We start from the raw sequence: 15,886 nt of genomic DNA, 5'->3' as shown, positions 1-15,886 counted from the left end.
AATCAGAAACCTGTATGGATCCTGATACAGCCTGCATGTCTCAGAGCTTCAGATCCACCTTCAGGAAGAGTTCCTTAAGTTGATCTTCGGAGATGGCAGAAGGAGTATCGATCATCATATCGCGACCCGCGTTGTTTTTCGGGAAAGCAATCACATCACGAATCGATTCAATGCCTGCAAAAAGGGCCACCCAACGGTCGAAGCCAAAAGCGATCCCCCCGTGAGGAGGTGCCCCGTAACGAAAAGCGCTCATCAGAAAGCCGAACTGCTTCCGGGCCTCTTCCCCGGTGAAACCCAGTTTATCGAACATCAGTTTCTGCATTTCTTCATCATGGATCCGGATGGAGCCTCCACCAATCTCCACCCCGTTAATGACTAGGTCGTAGGCCTTGGCACGAACTTTACCCGGATCGGTCCGGAAGAGTTCCAGGTCCTCCTCGTAGGGACTGGTAAAGGGATGATGCATGGCATGGAACCTCTTCGTCTCCTCGTCCCACTCCAGCAATGGAAAATCTACCACCCACAAAGGTCTGAAGATATTTGGATCGCGCAGTCCCAGTCTCTCTCCCATCTCCAGTCTCAGTTCACTGAGGGCTTTCAGAGTTAGCTCCTGTTCGCCGGCAAGTACCAGGATCAGATCACCCGGCCTGGCCCCGAAAAGATCCGTCCACTGCTTCAGGGCAGCTTCATCGTAAAACTTGTCTACCGACGATTTCAGGGTGCCGTCTTCGTTGTATTTCACATAAACCAATCCTTTCATTCCTAATTGGGGACGCTTCACCCAGTCGGTCAATGCATCCAGCTGCTTGCGGCTGTATTCCGCACAGCCCCGGGCACATATTCCACCCACATATTCCACCGAGTCAAATACCTGGAAGCCTTTCCCTTTCACCAGATCAGACAACTCACTGAGCTCCATGCCAAAGCGTATATCGGGCTTGTCGTTTCCATACCGGCTTTTGGCCTCGGAATAAGGCATCTTTGGAAAATCTCCATCAATGTCCACCTCTTTGATCGTTCGGAACAGGTGCCTGGCCAGTCCCTCGAAAGCGGCCAGCACATCGTCGCGTTCGACAAAGGACATTTCGCAGTCGATCTGGGTAAATTCCGGCTGGCGGTCGGCCCGCAGGTCTTCATCCCTGAAGCACTTAACGATCTGAAAATATTTATCGAAGCCTGCCACCATCAGCAACTGCTTAAAGGTCTGGGGGGATTGGGGCAGCGCATAGAATTCTCCCGGATTCATCCGCGATGGCACCACAAAGTCCCGGGCCCCTTCCGGGGTGGACTTGATCAGAACCGGGGTTTCCACCTCCAGGAATCCTTCTTCACTCAGGTATTTCCGGATTTCAAAGGCCATACGGTGCCGCAGTTGGAGGTTTTCCCTGACCACCTTCCGCCGCAGATCCAGGTACCGGTATTTCATACGGAGATCATCTCCCCCGTCTGTATTTTCCTCAATGGTAAAGGGAGGCGTTATGGAGCTGTTCAGGACCTCCAGGTTTTCCACCAGAATCTCAATATCACCGGTGCTCATCTGTGGATTTTTATTGCTTCGCTCTGCCACACTTCCTTCCACCCTGATGACAAATTCCCTTCCCAGCTTCCGGGCCTTTTTACACAGGCCTGAATCGCTTTCCATGTTAAAAACCAGTTGCGTGATTCCATAGCGGTCGCGCAGGTCGACAAAGGTCATTCCTCCCAGGTCTCTCGATTTCTGAACCCAGCCGGAGAGTATCACTCTCTCACCCACCTTCTTCATATTCAACTGTCCGCAATGGTGTGTCCTGTACATAAGATTCTATTTTTGTAACTTTGTTGAGCTGCAAATTTAGCAACTTTAAGATGACTTATCCCCTGTTCTCGGACGAATATTTTATGAATGAAGCACTTAAGGAAGCGCACAAAGCCCTGGAGCTGGATGAGGTTCCTGTAGGTGCCGTGGTGGTGAATCAGAAGCGGATCATTGCCAGGGCCCATAACATGACCCAGCAGCTGAATGATGTGACCGCCCATGCCGAAATGATTGCTATCACTGCAGCATCCAACTATCTGGGGGCCAAATACCTGAGCGGGTGCACCCTCTATGTGACCCTGGAGCCCTGCATAATGTGTGCCGCGGCTACCAGGTGGGCTCAGCTTTCCAGGATAGTCTTTGCAGCTTCAGATCCCAAAGAGGGCTTTTCACGAATGGACGGGAAGCTCCTGCATAAGCGAACAGAACAGAACTCCGGCATCCTGGAGAAGGAGGCATCCGGCCTCCTGAAAGAGTTTTTTCGAAATCAGCGAAACAAGCAGAATTAAGTGATTCTGAAACCCGCCTTTTCCAGGTCGTTCCAGTATCCGGGATAGGATTTGCTCACCACGGAGGGATCTTCAATGACAATCTTCCCCAGTTTGATGGCCAGCGGGGCAAAGGCCAGGGCCATGCGATGATCGTGATACGTCTTTATGACCGGACTGGCATCAGGCTCGCAGTGCATTCCGTCCCAGTCCAGCCATTCCCCCCGGCGATCGGCGCTAAGCACAAAACCTGTCCGCTTCAGTTCGTTCTGAAGAGCTGCCAGGCGGTCTGTCTCCTTCACCCGCAGGGTGATGGTACCGGTAAAACGGAAGGGAATCCCCAGGGCACAGAGGCTAACTGCCAGGGTCTGCACCAGATCGGGGCAAAGGGTAAAATCATATTCAACGCGATCCGGCAATTCCATGATTTGAGAGCGTATTCTCAGCCCCTCCTCACCAAAGGTGGCCAGGACACCTAAAGGTTCAAAAATCCGGACCAGAGCCGCATCCCCCTGAAGGCTGTCCGCGCACAAATTGGGTAAGAGAATATCGGAACCGGGAAAAAGTGCGGCCACCTGGAACCAGTAAGAAGCCCCGCTCCAGTCCGATTCCACCCTGAAATCCTTCACCTGGTAGGTTCCCTGTGGCACGACGATCCTCCTGCCATCAAAACTTGCTCCCGCACCGCAACGGTTCATCAATGCCAGGGTCATCTGCAGATAAGAGGCCGAAACCACCTCTCCCTTCAGATGAATGATAAGCCCCCCCTCCAGCACCGGTCCGATCATCATCAGGGCACTGATGAACTGACTGCTGATTCCTGCGTCGATTTCCAGCCTTCCCCCCTTCAGATCTCCCCCTGTTATCTTCAGCGGAGGGCAACCTTCCGACTCCAGGTAGCTCACACGGGCCCCAAGCTGTTTTAGTGCATCCACCAGGGGCCCTACCGGGCGCTGTTTCATCCTCCGGGAGCCTGTCAGGATCACCTCCCCGCGTCGTGTGGAGAGGTAGGCAGCCAGGAAACGCATGGCGGTTCCTGCATGTCCCACGTCTTTTACATCTCCTGCATTATCAAGCGCCATACGTAAAACAAGGGTGTCATCACTGTCCGACAAATTATACAGGGATCCTCCCGAAGAAGCGAGGGCGCGGATAATCAGCATCCGGTTGGAGATGCTTTTGGAGGAGGGGATATAAATGGTATCCCTGACTGCTTTTTTGGGAGCAGAAATGACTTTTTTCATATATCAAAGATAATAATTAGCATATATTGCGGCCTCAACTAAAAGCAAGCGAACGTATACCATGAAAGAAATCAATTTTGAAGATACAAAGACGGCTTTCCGGATCAAGTCGGACCGCGATCTTCGCAGGGCATATATATTGTTTAAACTGATCTCCTACCCCATCCTGGTGAAAATTGGCAACCCCGTGATCAAAGTGTTCTCGGCACTCAGGATCCCCGTGGGCTGGATCGTTAAGCCCACCGCGTTCAAACATTTTGTGGGAGGTGAAACGCTGGAGGACTGCCAGGGGGCTGTTGAAAAGCTCAAGAAGGCCAATGTTTATTCCATTCTCGATTACTCGGTGGAAGGAAAGGAAACAGAGAAAGCCATAAATGCGGCACTGGAGGAGACGCTCCGGGCCGTGAAGAATGCAGGCAGTAATCCGGACATTCCCTTTGCGGTATTCAAGCCCACTGCGTTCGGAAGTCATAAGGCCCTTGAAATCCTCAGCAGTGATACAACTCCCGATAAAAAAATCCTGGAGGAGGGTGAAAAATTCCGTCAAAGGATCAATACGCTCTGCCGTACGGCCTATGAACATGACATCCCCATTATGATCGATGCAGAGGATACTTATATCCAGCATTTTATCGATACAGTGGTGATGGAAATGATGCAGCTGTATAACAAAGAAAAATGCATTGTATTCAACACTTACCAGATGTACCGGCACGACCGGATCTCCATTCTCGAAAAGGACATTGAAACGGCCCGCAAAGAGAAATTCTTCCTGGGAGCCAAGTTTGTCAGAGGAGCCTATATGGAGAGGGAACGGGCACGAGCGGCCAGCATGGGCTATGAAGATCCCATACAGCCCGACCGGGAAAGTACGGACAGGGATTACAACCTGGCCCTGAAGATCTCCATGGAAAACCTGGATGTGGTCTCCATTTTCAACGGAACACATAACGAATTCAGCAGCAAATACCTGGCCGAGATGATGATCGGGCAGGGGGTGGATCCTGCGGATAAACGGATCTGGTTCTCCCAGCTCTATGGCATGAGCGAACACATCAGTTTCAATTTGTCGGCTGCTGGTTTTAATGTTGCAAAATATGTACCTTACGGTCCGGTTCGTTTTGTACTGCCCTACCTGATGCGACGGGTGGAAGAGAATACTTCGGTTAAAGGGCAGACCGGCAGGGAACTTGCCCTGATCAAAAGGGAGCGGCAACGGAGAAAAAATGAACATAGATAACCAGAAAAACACCTACCACATCTGGTTGAGCAGGCTGGTAATGACCACTGTCTTTGCCCTGATCATCCTGCTCCTGGTGTTTGTAGACTGGTTTGACTTTTCGGGTTCGCCCTTTGGCAAATACCACATCATGATTCTGATTTCGGTGGTTTACCTGGCCATCAACTGGATCAATTATTTGAAACGTCCCTACTTTGTTGCCTACAGCGACCGGGGAGAGATGATCGTGGTACGTTACTACCCGATAAGTATGTTTACCAGCCGGAAGAACTCCATCGAGATTCCGAAAAAGCAATTTGTGAAATATGAGCTCAAACCATTTCTGTTCGGAACACAGCAAATGCTGATCCTTCACCAGAATTTCCGGGGCAAAATAGCCTCCTACCCAAAAATCAGCCTGTCGGCCATGGACAAAGAGCTCAGGGAAAAAATGCTCGATTCACTAAATAAGTATTCAGGGAGCGGTTCATGAGTCAGATTTTCCTGACGATGTATCGATAAGCAGGGCGCCCGTCACATCAACCCAAAAAACGATGTCCGGCTCCTTCCATCCTGAACTTCAGTACCAGATAGCACTGACTCTGGCCCCTGCCATCGGGCCGGTTACCGCACGAAAACTGATCAAAGAAGCAGGTTCGGCCCGTGAGGTATTCCGGATGAGCAGGACCACCCTGGAGAAGATCCCGGGAATTGGCCCGCTGATGTCCGAATCCATCCATTCATCCTCCCTGCTGGGAAAGGCGGAGAAGGAGATGGCATTTATGGAGAAAAACCAGGTCTCGGCCCTGTATCTGGAGGATGCAGAATACCCACAACGCTTAAAAGAATGCGAGGACGCCCCCATCTTGCTTTATTGCCAGGGAAGTGACGGGCTCCGCCACGGCAGGGCTTTAAGCGTGGTTGGAACCCGGAGGGCCTCCTTTTACGGAAAAGAAATGTGCCGTTCCATCGTTCTGGATCTGAGTAGCAGGATCAAAGACCTGGTGATTATCAGCGGACTGGCTTTTGGCATTGATGTTATCGCCCACCGGGCAGCCCTGGAAGGAGGGATTCCCACCGTAGCCGTGCTGGGCCATGGCTTTCATACACTGTACCCAAATGCTCACCGCGAAACCTCTAAAAAGATTCGCAGTCAGGGGGCCCTGGTCACTGATTTCCCCTCCGGTATGGGCCCCGAACGTAATAATTTTTTGCGCCGGAACAGAATTATTGCCGGCATGGCCAGCGCCACACTGGTGGTGGAATCGGCAGCATCGGGAGGCGCCCTGATCACGGCGGCCATGGCCTCTTCCTATCAGCGGGATGTTCTGGCAGTCCCGGGACGTGCGACAGATGACCGTTCGAAAGGGTGTAACAGACTGATCAAGGAAAATCTGGCCGGCATGGTAGAATCCGCTGAAGATGTGATCGGCCACCTGAACTGGCCGGAAGACGGAAATCAGCATGCCGGCACACCTTCCGGAAAAATCTCCTTTACGGAACAGGAATTGCGGCTGCTGGAACTACTTACGCATCATGGTACTCTGAGAGTGGAAGAGCTCAGCAGCTTATCGGAGCTTCCCATACAGGTGGTGCTGTCCAGGCTCACAGAAATGGAACTGAAGCGATGGGTATTCGCCGAACCGGGAAAGCTGTATCAAAGCATGATCAGTCTTCCCTGAAGAAGTCATATGCCGTAAACATGTTGTCTGACATTGTTTAATGACATACAAACTACATGATAAAGGACATATCCAACTGTGGTAAATAATTTTAGCCTGATTAATTCATAAACACCAAAATCTGGGATATTTCACCGCGATTTTCACTCTAAGATAGGTCATCATAGTATCTGCACCACAGTTTGGCGGCAAAATCTTACATGATACAGGTTGTTTTCATTTACTCTGGCTGAATTTTGTGCGACAATCTGCTGATTCTGTGATTTATGAGCATAGTTTTCTTGTACGACTGCTGTCGTTCTTATGCATATGTCAGTGATTCAGTGAGATGGCTCAGGCTAGACTCTCATTATGGAGAACATCTCCAGGCAGTTTGACTGTATGGATTTTGTCGGACAGCATCTTGGGAGCTCAATTTTGATCTTGGTTTTCAGCTCTTTGACCAATGCTGCGGTTTTGATGATCTTATTCTGGATGGTCTTGAAAGTTGCATTGACAAACTCAGTTCCACGTAGCACCTCTTTTTGCAAGGTATGCAGTAATACATATGCCATTGAGTGCAGGTACAGCCTGAACTGGTTTGCTTTAAAACTATTACACGAAGAACGGTCGGATTTGAGATACAACTTATGCTCCTTTATCCTCAGTTCCATTGCACCCCGTGCACAGTACCCTTTTTCATACAGATCCCTTGCTCTGAAATGAACCAGATCGGTAACAATGTAGCAGATATTGGTACCTAAATCGGAGACCTCGACTTTGACAACTACTTTCTGTGGCTTTGCCCAACTCCCGGCCTGGTACCAAAAGGAATGGTAACGTTTTACAGGTTTGCCATATTGCTTAAATTCCCTTTCTGCACTCTTGATGGTTACACCGGCCAGTTTATGCAGTTTGCTGTTCCCGCTCAATCCGGTAATATAACCAGTATTGTACTGGTCATCGCACCACTGCATGAAATCTGCAGATGCAAAATGACCATCACCCCTGACAATGATCATCGTATTGGCCAACTCCTCCCTGAGGCGGCCAATGATCTTCTTCAACAGAGAAGCAACATCGTTTTGCTTGCTCCTTCTGCCTGGTTTGAGGATGGTGGCGATCAGACTTCCCGACAGTCCTTCAGAGATATGCAGTGGCATGTAGCAGTAATCGTGGTAATAATTATTGAACAGACTCAATTCCTGCTGACCATAGGTATTATTATTGGTATCGTCACAGTCCAGGATAATTACTTTCGGAGTTCTCCAGACGGCTCATCGTTGGCTGGGAAGCAAGCTCATGACCACTTTGTGGCAATCGTCCTGCACACATCTTGAAAATCATATCATCGCGCAGATCATTACAGTCGTTGCAGTCCTCATATCCGGCGGCTATTTGAAATACACGTTGGAGAAGCATCTCTTTTATGGAATGGTCAGTATATCGTTGATCCTTACTATCTGTAATACAGTTGCTTATGCGATCAATGAGTCCTAACTGGTTTTCAACCTCCCGGAGCAATAACAGGCCGCCATCGCTGCTGATCTGGTCGCCGGTAAAGGAAAGCTCAACTGGTTTGCCAGATGCTGGAAAAAGATCGAGATTTAAGGGGCTGATCTCAGAATTATTCTTTAACATTGTAGAAAGGGGGTTTTTGTTCTATACACCCTGAATTTACTGACTTTTCAGTAGTTCAGGTAACAAAATCCTCTTTATTTATGAATAATTCAGGCTAGATTTACTGCACCTGAACCTTTTAAAAAACAGATATGGATCCAAAAGTTGAACAATTCATGGCCAAAATCAAGGCCAAAAACCCTGCAGAACCAGAATTTCATCAGGCAGTCCAGGAAGTGGCTGAATCGCTGATTCCCTACATTGAAGAGAATCCCAGATACAAGCATGCAAAGATTCTCGAAAGAATGGCTGAGCCCGAGCGAGTGATCTTGTTCCGGGTTCCCTGGATCAATGACAAAGGAGACGTAGAGATCAATAAAGGCTTTCGGGTAGAGATGAACTCAGCTATCGGACCCTACAAAGGCGGGCTCCGCTTTCACCCCACCGTGAACCTGGGCATCCTGAAATTCCTTGCCTTCGAACAGGTATTAAAAAACAGCCTGACGACCCTGCCCATGGGAGGTGGGAAAGGCGGTTCTGATTTTGATCCCAAAGGAAAATCTGATAACGAAGTCATGCGTTTCTGCCAGAGTTTTATGACTGAGCTTAACAGGCATATCGGACCCGATACAGATGTGCCGGCAGGCGACATCGGAGTGGGGGGCCGTGAAATTGGGTTCCTGTTCGGACAGTACAAGCGTATCAAAAATGAATTTACCGGTGTACTGACCGGTAAAGGTCTGCAATGGGGAGGCAGCCTGATCAGGCCGGAGGCCACGGGCTACGGAGCTGTCTACTTTGCCCAGGAAATGCTGGGGGCCAAGGGAGATTCGCTGGAGGGCAAGATTGCTGCTGTTTCAGGATCAGGCAATGTCGCCCAGTTTACTGTACAGAAGCTGACCCAGCTTGGCGGGAAAGCAGTGACCCTGTCAGATTCTTCCGGTACTATTTATGATCCCGACGGTATCGATGCTGAAAAACTGGCCTGGGTGATGGATCTGAAGAACATCCGCAGAGGCAGGATCAAGGAGTATGCAGATCATTTCGGTTGCGAATACTTCGAGGGCAAGCGTCCCTGGCATGTGAAGTGCGACGTAGCATTCCCCTCAGCCACGGAGAATGAGATTAATAAGAATGATGCTGAAACCCTGGTGAAAAACGGTTGCAGGGTGGTTAGTGAAGGAGCCAATATGCCATCCACACCGGATGCCATTGAGATCTACCTGGAAAAGAAAATATTATACGGACCCGGGAAAGCAGCCAATGCAGGAGGCGTTGCCGTATCCGGACTCGAAATGACCCAGAACAGCATGAGACTTCCCTGGTCCAGAGAAGAGGTGGACAGTCGCCTGCAGTCCATCATGAAGAATATTCATCAGACCTGTGTGGACTTTGGTACTGAATCAGACGGTTATATCAATTATGTGAACGGGGCCAATATCGGCGGTTTTGTTAAAGTTGCCGATGCCATGCTCGCACAGGGAGTTGTGTAATTCCTTCCCGGAAGGGAATACCGTATAAGGAGTAGTTTTTCCAGGGTGTATTAAAAGTGGCGTGAATCTGCTGCGAAGTAATACACCCTGGATTTTTTCCGGCTGTTTCAATCAATGTTGTATGTTTGTAGCCGAAAAAAAATGTTTACCGACTCACATACCCACCTCTATCTGGATGCCTTTGATGCCGACAGGGAGGAGATGATACAGAGAGCGCTGGATGCACGGGTAAACCGTATGCTGCTGCCCAATATTGACAGCCGGTCCATAGACCCCTTGTTCGCCCTGGCGGAAAAATACCCCAGCCACTGCTTCCCAATGATGGGACTGCATCCCACCTCGGTTAAAGAGAATTACCGGGAGGAGCTGGCACTGGTGAAAACAGGACTGCAAAGGCCGGGGATCATTGCCATTGGCGAAACCGGAATAGACCTTTACTGGGATCATACTTTCCTGAAAGAACAGGAGGAGGTTTTTGCCGCACAAATTGAATGGGCCATGGAGCTGGATCTGCCCCTGGTGATCCATGCGCGGGACTCGTTTCAGGAGATATTCCGGATCCTCCACAGGGAAGGAGGCCCCGGACTCCGAGGCGTGTTTCACAGCTTTACAGGCGGAATGAATGAACTGGAACAGGCTCTTTCCTTCAACTTTTTGATCGGGATCAATGGCATCCTCACCTTTAAAAATTCCAGCCTGGGCCAGGTGGTCAGGGCAATCCCCCTGGACAGGCTCCTGCTGGAGACCGACTCCCCGTTCCTGGCACCCGCTCCCTACAGGGGAAAAAGAAATGAGAGCAGTTACCTCTTACGAACTGCTGAAAAAGCGGCAGAAATTTATAACTTGACCCTGGAAGAGCTTGCCAGGATCACCACTTCAAACGCGGAACAATTGTTTCGACTAAACCCCCGGCATGAACGCTGAAAGAGCCTCGATTCTAATCATCTACACCGGTGGCACCATCGGAATGATCAATGACCCGGCCAATGGCTCCTTAAAGCCCTTTGACCTGAATAAGATCCTGAAACAGATTCCCGAAATCAAAACCCTGGGCTACCGGATCGAATCATATAGTTTTGATCCGCCCATAGATTCCTCAGAGATCAATCCGGCCGTCTGGATACGGATTGCAGAAATCATTGAAAAGAACTATACGGAGTTTGACGGATTTATCATATTGCATGGAACCGATACCATGGCCTATTCGGCCTCCGCACTCAGTTTTATGCTGGACGACCTGGCCAAACCGGTCATCTTCACAGGTTCCCAGTTACCCATCGGAGCCCTCAGAACTGACGGAAAAGAGAACCTGATCACCTCCATTGTAATTGCAGCGGCAAAAGAGTCCGGCCGGCCGGTGGTTCCGGAAGTATGCATCTATTTCGAGAGCAAGCTGCTTCGCGGGAACAGAACCACCAAAGTGAGCGCCGAGCAGTTTAATGCTTTTCAATCGGCCAACTATCCCTATCTCGCCGATGCAGGAGTGCACATTGTATACAACCGGGAAGCCATCCGTTACCCGCTTGAAATCAAGGAGTTTATCGTTCATAAGCAATTGAACAATCATATCGCCATCCTGAAACTGTTTCCGGGTATCACCCCGCAGTACATGGATTCAGTTCTGAGTTATCAGGAAATGAAAGGCTTGATCCTGGAAACCTACGGGGCAGGTAATGCGCCCACAGAATCCTGGTTCCTCGAAAGAATAAAATCGGCGGTTGATAAAGGTATTGTCATTTTAGATGTTACCCAGTGCCGTCGGGGTAGTGTGGAGATGGGAAGATACGAAACCAGCAGACACCTTTTAAACACCGGAGTAATAAGTGGTTATGATATTACGACAGAAGCTGCCACAGCCAAAATGATGGTACTGCTGGCTCAGGGTCTGAAGATGGATGAGGTTAAAATGCTTTTAAATAAATCGCTTAAAGGAGAAATCACACTGCCTTGAGTGCTTGTTTTAATATTTTTTTGTATTTTTCGCCGCAAATTTCTTCCGAGGGAAAGACAGTGTTGGGTAACGGGAGTAGTTCTTACAAAATTCTGAAGATAAGCGGGTTTGAGCGACCCAGTTAGTCTTTACTGGTATATCGGAGAGGTGCAGGAGTGGTTGAACTGGCACGCCTGGAAAGCGTGTGTACCCCTAAAGGGTACCGAGGGTTCGAATCCCTCTCTCTCCGCAAAAAGTTCTTTTACATGTCTTATATTTGTGCTAAATTGTATAAGTCTGAAGTATATTAGAGAATTATTCACGTTAAATAATAAAGTAAAACAAACAAACAACACCATGAAAAAATTATTTGCATTGATAGCCGTATTCGGGATGCTTTTTATGGGAGCATCGATCTTTGCGCAGGACGAAACTACCGAAACTCCTGACGCTGAAGAGACCACACAGCTTGCTGAAGAGGTTGTAACTGAGCCAGTGGCTGCTGTTGAAACAACAGCTGCCGAAGAAAAAGGTGGAATTGCAGTACTGCACACCACCCTGAAGACCAAATTTATCGAAGGTGGTGCCGGCTTTATGGGCGCTGTCCTGCTGACTTTGATCTTTGGTTTGGCCCTGGCTTTTGAAAGGGTCATCTACCTGAACCTGGCAACCACCAATACCGATAAACTCCTTGACGCTGTGGAAGAAGCACTGAATAATGGCGGAATTGAAGCTGCCAAAGAGGTGTGCCGCGAAACCCGCGGACCTGTAGCGAGTATTTTCTATCAGGGTCTGGACCGCGCTGAACAGGGAATCGATGTGGTTGAAAAATCAGTTGTATCTTATGGCAGTGTTCAAATGGGGCTCCTTGAGAAAAACCTCTCCTGGATCTCTCTGTTTATCGCCATCGCTCCTATGCTTGGTTTCATGGGTACGGTAATTGGTATGATCGATGCATTTGATAAAATACAGGAGCAGGGAGATATTTCTCCGACAGTTGTTGCCGGTGGTATCAAGATCGCCCTTATTACAACCGTAACGGGTCTGATGGTGGCCATCATCCTCCAGATTTTCTACAATTACCTGGTGTCTCAGATTGACGGAATCGTCAATAAGATGGAAGATGCTTCTATCTCTCTCGTGGACATGCTGGTAAAACATAATCTTAAAAAATAAGAAGCTATGGCTTTTTCAAAATTAACAAGAATCACACTTTTTGTGGTTGCAGGAATCTCCCTGGTGGTGGTTCTGTTCTTCTACATTGGTCCCAAGACGCTTAATTATGATGCGCTTGAGCTGAAGGTGGAAGAAACACTGACTCCCATGGACCTGACTCCTATGGCTGCAATTCCTGAAATAGATACAAGCCTGACGGATTCTGTCGCTATTGCAGAAAACCTTGCAGCAGTAGAGAGAGCCGAGGAGGAAGCTGAAATTGCAGCTGCTGAGGCACTTAATACTCCCCCTCCAGATCTGGGTGAGGTTCTCTCCGGATGGGAATACCTGGTTTGGTTCCGTACCGATATCGCACTGGTATGGGCCTATATCCTGATTATCTTAACAGCGTTGGCTGCTATCGTATTCCCTCTTGTCGCAGTCATTTCCAATCCGAAAGCATTGATCAGGCTGTTGGCCATACTGGCCGGAGCGGCAGTGCTGATTGTGATTTCCTATGTGCTGGCAAAAGGCACGCCCATTGAGATCATTGGTTACACAGGAACGGATAACAGCGATCCCGGGACCCTTAAAATGATCGATACCGTGCTTTTTGTAACATATATGCTATTTGGATTGGCCCTGGGGTCAATTCTCTATGCCATTATTTCAAGGGCATTCAAATAAGAATCACTAGAAAAACAAAAACCGATGGCAAGATCAACACCGGAAGTAAATGGAGGATCACTGGCAGATATAGCCTTTCTTCTGTTAATATTCTTCCTGGTTACCACCACCATGGACATTGATACCGGGATCACCAGGCTGCTGCCTCCTGAACCCGAGGAAGACCAGATTACGGATGTACAAGTAAACAAGAGAAATGTACTGGTGGTACTTCTCAACCGAAGCGACCTGCTGATGGTGGGTGGTGAAGTGATGGACAGGCTGGCGCTGAAAGAAAAGACCATGGAGTTCTTTACCAATCCGATGAATAAAGCGGATTTGCCGGTTATGGAAGATACTGAGGTTCAGTTTCCTCCTGGCAGTTCATCCCTGCTTCCCCCCGATGGAATGTGGAGGGGTAAGGTCTCTAAAGGAGTAATATCCCTTCAGAACGACCGTACTACGACCTATGGAGCATATCTCCAGGTGCAGAATGAATTGGTGGCCGCTGTGAACACTTTGAGAGACGACTTCTGCAAGCTCTATTTCGATAAGGCATATGATGATTTAAATCCAGCCAATCCTATTGAAGAAGAGATCCAGGAAGGAATCAGGAATATCTATAAGATGAACATTTCCGAGTCGGAACCCAAAAACATAGGAGGACGTAACTAATGTCTAAATTTAGAAGAAAAAAGGGTAAGGGTCTTCAGACGATCAATACCTCATCCCTGCCTGACATTGTTTTCATGCTTTTGTTCTTTTTCATGGTGGCGACAACAATGAGGGAAACAGAGGTGCAGGTCAGGGTAAAAGTGCCTGAGGCAACAGAGGTGAAGAAACTGGAGAAGAAATCCCTTGTTAGTTACATATACATCGGACGCCCCGTGGCTCACGTGGCCAGGTTGTATGGAACTGAGCCCCTGATTCAGCTGAACGACAAGCTGGTAAATGAAGAGGGCATCCCCTTTGAGTCGATCCAGGACTTTGTACTTTTTGAGAGGGAAAAGCTTCCCGAATCGGATAAGAACAGAATGACCATGTCCCTGCGAATCGATGAGAACATCTCTATGGGAAAAGTGGATGATGTGAAGAAGGCACTCAGGCGTGCCAAAGCGCTGATCATTAACTACTCTGCCCGTAAAGAATACCGGGAGCAGGGAAGACAACGGTAACAGGAGAAGATCCAATCATACAGAGGGCTCCCGGATGGGTTGCCCTCTTTTTTTTCTTTATTCCCGGAGCCATATATGATCTCGCAGCTGAAATTCCCTGGAAAGCCCAGTGGTCATAGAGTGCTTATTCGTAGAGGGCGGCATATACCTGATCAACCATGTCCTGGAAGGTCACCGGCTGATCAAAGATGGAACGCTTTTTCAGAAAGCGCTCCGTGTGGTAAAGGAGCTTGGTTTTATCCGGTCCCGCATACATCTCAATTTGGCTGTCAAAATAAAGCTCACTTATATTTTTCCCATAGAGCTTTTTAACGGAGTTCCCGATACCGAACAGGAAATAGTATTTGGATATGGGTTTTGCGGGATTTTCATAATCACAGTAGATCTTATCCACGTAAGTTCCGTTTTCATAGATCACTACCTCTCTGACAAAACCTTCGTAGCTATAAAAAATCCATTCCCCGTGCCTTTGCCGTGTTTTTTTGAATCCCTGGATCTTGATGGTCCCGTCGTTATACAGTTCCATTTCGGGAATATATAACTTCCCGCTGGGAGCTTTCACTTTGCCATTCTCCAGAACCCTCTCCTCAATACCAAAATAGTTCAGGTAGGGCATATCTCTGATAATTTCATCGGGTCGCGTAAAATCATCCGGCTTCTGAAAATTGGCCCCTGCGAATACCTCTTCTGCATATTCAACAAGCAGCTCCTGTTCATAAATACCATCCTCATAAGCCTTCCTGTCCCTTAATTTCGATATCAGCAGTCCCATATCGCTATGCTGACTTCCACTCAAATCCAGAAGGCCCATGGAGGTTAGAATCATCTCCTTTTCATTTCTGAAAAGAAAGGTATTCAATTTATCATGGTAAAGGACCCGGAGATTCCTGAACTCCTTAAACCAGCGCTGACCCCTGATCTGGTTCCTCTCTTTTCCGTACAGCAGGGTAATGCGTATATTGCGCTGATCGGCCTGCTGCAATCGCAGAATCACACTCTCATGCAGCTTCAACACCGGGGCACAAAAGACAATTTCATTGTTTGCCTCAGAAATCAGGCGATCAATCTGGTACGATGTCCCAACAGGTGAGAGGAATTCAGCTGCCATATATTTGGTCCCTTAGGGGGTGTCTATGTCCAGGAAATGAAATTATACAAAAAACAAACTGCCTTTTTAAGGAAATATCAACAAGTAAAAGTATGTGTCCTACGTGTATCTTTCTCATCAGCCAACATGAGAGGGTTCCTTTTCGCCAGGAAAGGTTTTTCTGATTGCCCTGAACAAATTATAAAGACAGGCTCCTTACAAGAATAAAACCCTGGCGGACCCGCCTAAAAAAGAGACCGTACAATAGCACCTCTATGAAAGTTATACCCGTGAGATAGCCTACAAATGTTTACGCAGTAAAGATTTTAAGCGACGAGCGGGTATAACAAAAA

Annotated in this window: 14 protein-coding genes, 1 tRNA gene and 1 pseudogene; 12 read left to right on the top strand and 4 right to left on the bottom strand. The window is 48.4% G+C overall.

The features are described 5' to 3' along the window. Positions 1 to 40: 40 nt before the first annotated feature. A complete protein-coding gene (gene aspS / locus P1P86_07250) occupies positions 41 to 1,795 on the bottom strand; it encodes an aspartate--tRNA ligase (protein ID MDF1574972.1) in 1,755 nt (584 codons plus the stop codon). A gap of 50 nt (positions 1,796 to 1,845) precedes the next feature. Between aspS and P1P86_07245 the strand changes: the two genes are divergently transcribed. Then, complete coding sequence (locus P1P86_07245; GenBank protein MDF1574971.1) at positions 1,846 to 2,304, top strand: nucleoside deaminase; 459 nt, start codon at positions 1,846 to 1,848, stop codon at positions 2,302 to 2,304. Here P1P86_07245 and P1P86_07240 read toward each other — a convergent pair. Then, positions 2,301 to 3,527, bottom strand: coding sequence for a 3-phosphoshikimate 1-carboxyvinyltransferase (locus tag P1P86_07240; protein ID MDF1574970.1), 1,227 nt, complete (start codon positions 3,525 to 3,527; stop codon positions 2,301 to 2,303). The two genes, P1P86_07245 and P1P86_07240, sit on opposite strands and share 4 nt — an antisense overlap. A 61-nt stretch (positions 3,528 to 3,588) precedes the next feature. Here P1P86_07240 and P1P86_07235 point away from each other — a divergent pair, with 61 nt between their 5' ends. The 3 genes from P1P86_07235 (at position 3,589) to dprA (ending at position 6,428) form a co-directional block, all read left to right on the top strand. Further along, positions 3,589 to 4,767: a proline dehydrogenase family protein gene (locus P1P86_07235; protein ID MDF1574969.1), complete on the top strand. Its 1,179-nt coding sequence runs from the start codon at positions 3,589 to 3,591 to the stop codon at positions 4,765 to 4,767. Continuing rightward, positions 4,754 to 5,239, top strand: coding sequence for a hypothetical protein (locus P1P86_07230; protein MDF1574968.1), 486 nt, complete (start codon positions 4,754 to 4,756; stop codon positions 5,237 to 5,239). The genes P1P86_07235 and P1P86_07230 overlap by 14 nt, the downstream gene beginning before the upstream one ends. Positions 5,240 to 5,300: 61 nt before the next feature. Beyond that, positions 5,301 to 6,428 carry a DNA-processing protein DprA gene (gene dprA / locus P1P86_07225; protein MDF1574967.1) on the top strand — a complete coding sequence of 376 codons (1,128 nt, stop codon included), beginning with the start codon at positions 5,301 to 5,303 and terminating at the stop codon, positions 6,426 to 6,428. A 338-nt stretch (positions 6,429 to 6,766) separates the two neighbouring features. Here the strand turns inward: dprA and P1P86_07220 are convergent. Then, a pseudogene (locus P1P86_07220) lies at positions 6,767 to 8,048 on the bottom strand (IS1380 family transposase). A 131-nt stretch (positions 8,049 to 8,179) separates the two neighbouring features. On the opposite strand from P1P86_07220, the gene gdhA reads away from it, so the two are divergent. The 8 genes from gdhA (at position 8,180) to P1P86_07180 (ending at position 14,446) form a co-directional block, all read left to right on the top strand. Continuing rightward, on the top strand, positions 8,180 to 9,520 hold the full coding sequence (gene gdhA / locus P1P86_07215) for an NADP-specific glutamate dehydrogenase (protein MDF1574966.1): 1,341 nt from the start codon (positions 8,180 to 8,182) through the stop codon (positions 9,518 to 9,520). A 141-nt stretch (positions 9,521 to 9,661) separates the two neighbouring features. Next, entirely contained in the window at positions 9,662 to 10,444 is a 783-nt protein-coding gene (locus P1P86_07210) for a TatD family hydrolase (protein MDF1574965.1), read from the top strand. Then, a complete protein-coding gene (locus P1P86_07205) occupies positions 10,434 to 11,471 on the top strand; it encodes an asparaginase (GenBank protein ID MDF1574964.1) in 1,038 nt (345 codons plus the stop codon). The genes P1P86_07210 and P1P86_07205 overlap by 11 nt, the downstream gene beginning before the upstream one ends. 141 nt (positions 11,472 to 11,612) lie before the next feature. Continuing rightward, a tRNA-Ser gene (locus P1P86_07200) sits at positions 11,613 to 11,700 on the top strand. A 107-nt stretch (positions 11,701 to 11,807) separates the two neighbouring features. Then, entirely contained in the window at positions 11,808 to 12,626 is an 819-nt protein-coding gene (locus P1P86_07195) for a MotA/TolQ/ExbB proton channel family protein (GenBank protein ID MDF1574963.1), read from the top strand. Between the two features lie 6 nt (positions 12,627 to 12,632). Beyond that, entirely contained in the window at positions 12,633 to 13,292 is a 660-nt protein-coding gene (locus P1P86_07190) for a hypothetical protein (GenBank protein ID MDF1574962.1), read from the top strand. Positions 13,293 to 13,316: 24 nt separating this feature from the next. Then, positions 13,317 to 13,946, top strand: coding sequence for a biopolymer transporter ExbD (locus P1P86_07185; GenBank protein ID MDF1574961.1), 630 nt, complete (start codon positions 13,317 to 13,319; stop codon positions 13,944 to 13,946). Beyond that, on the top strand, positions 13,946 to 14,446 hold the full coding sequence (locus P1P86_07180; protein ID MDF1574960.1) for a biopolymer transporter ExbD: 501 nt from the start codon (positions 13,946 to 13,948) through the stop codon (positions 14,444 to 14,446). Before P1P86_07185 ends, P1P86_07180 begins: the two co-directional genes overlap by 1 nt. A 124-nt stretch (positions 14,447 to 14,570) precedes the next feature. Here P1P86_07180 and P1P86_07175 read toward each other — a convergent pair whose 3' ends face one another. Further along, on the bottom strand, positions 14,571 to 15,554 hold the full coding sequence (locus P1P86_07175; protein MDF1574959.1) for a hypothetical protein: 984 nt from the start codon (positions 15,552 to 15,554) through the stop codon (positions 14,571 to 14,573). Between the last annotated feature and the right edge of the window lie 332 nt (positions 15,555 to 15,886).

The organism is Bacteroidales bacterium (assembly GCA_029210725.1).
In the GTDB taxonomy this organism is placed as follows: Bacteria; Bacteroidota; Bacteroidia; order Bacteroidales.
The sequence above is the reverse complement of the archived record's forward strand: the minus strand, read 5'-3'. Positions and strand labels throughout refer to the sequence as shown.

Bases quoted from the DNA above. Each gene is read 5' to 3' on its own strand.
- aspS (MDF1574972.1), bottom strand. From the start codon at position 1,795: ATGTACAGGACACACCATTGCGGACAGTTGAATATGAAGAAGGTGGGT.
- P1P86_07245 (MDF1574971.1), top strand. From the start codon at position 1,846: ATGACTTATCCCCTGTTCTCGGACGAATATTTTATGAATGAAGCACTT.
- P1P86_07240 (MDF1574970.1), bottom strand. From the start codon at position 3,527: ATGAAAAAAGTCATTTCTGCTCCCAAAAAAGCAGTCAGGGATACCATT.
- P1P86_07235 (MDF1574969.1), top strand. From the start codon at position 3,589: ATGAAAGAAATCAATTTTGAAGATACAAAGACGGCTTTCCGGATCAAG.
- P1P86_07230 (MDF1574968.1), top strand. From the start codon at position 4,754: ATGAACATAGATAACCAGAAAAACACCTACCACATCTGGTTGAGCAGG.
- dprA (MDF1574967.1), top strand. From the start codon at position 5,301: ATGTCCGGCTCCTTCCATCCTGAACTTCAGTACCAGATAGCACTGACT.
- gdhA (MDF1574966.1), top strand. From the start codon at position 8,180: ATGGATCCAAAAGTTGAACAATTCATGGCCAAAATCAAGGCCAAAAAC.
- P1P86_07210 (MDF1574965.1), top strand. From the start codon at position 9,662: ATGTTTACCGACTCACATACCCACCTCTATCTGGATGCCTTTGATGCC.
- P1P86_07205 (MDF1574964.1), top strand. From the start codon at position 10,434: ATGAACGCTGAAAGAGCCTCGATTCTAATCATCTACACCGGTGGCACC.
- P1P86_07195 (MDF1574963.1), top strand. From the start codon at position 11,808: ATGAAAAAATTATTTGCATTGATAGCCGTATTCGGGATGCTTTTTATG.
- P1P86_07190 (MDF1574962.1), top strand. From the start codon at position 12,633: ATGGCTTTTTCAAAATTAACAAGAATCACACTTTTTGTGGTTGCAGGA.
- P1P86_07185 (MDF1574961.1), top strand. From the start codon at position 13,317: ATGGCAAGATCAACACCGGAAGTAAATGGAGGATCACTGGCAGATATA.
- P1P86_07180 (MDF1574960.1), top strand. From the start codon at position 13,946: ATGTCTAAATTTAGAAGAAAAAAGGGTAAGGGTCTTCAGACGATCAAT.
- P1P86_07175 (MDF1574959.1), bottom strand. From the start codon at position 15,554: ATGGCAGCTGAATTCCTCTCACCTGTTGGGACATCGTACCAGATTGAT.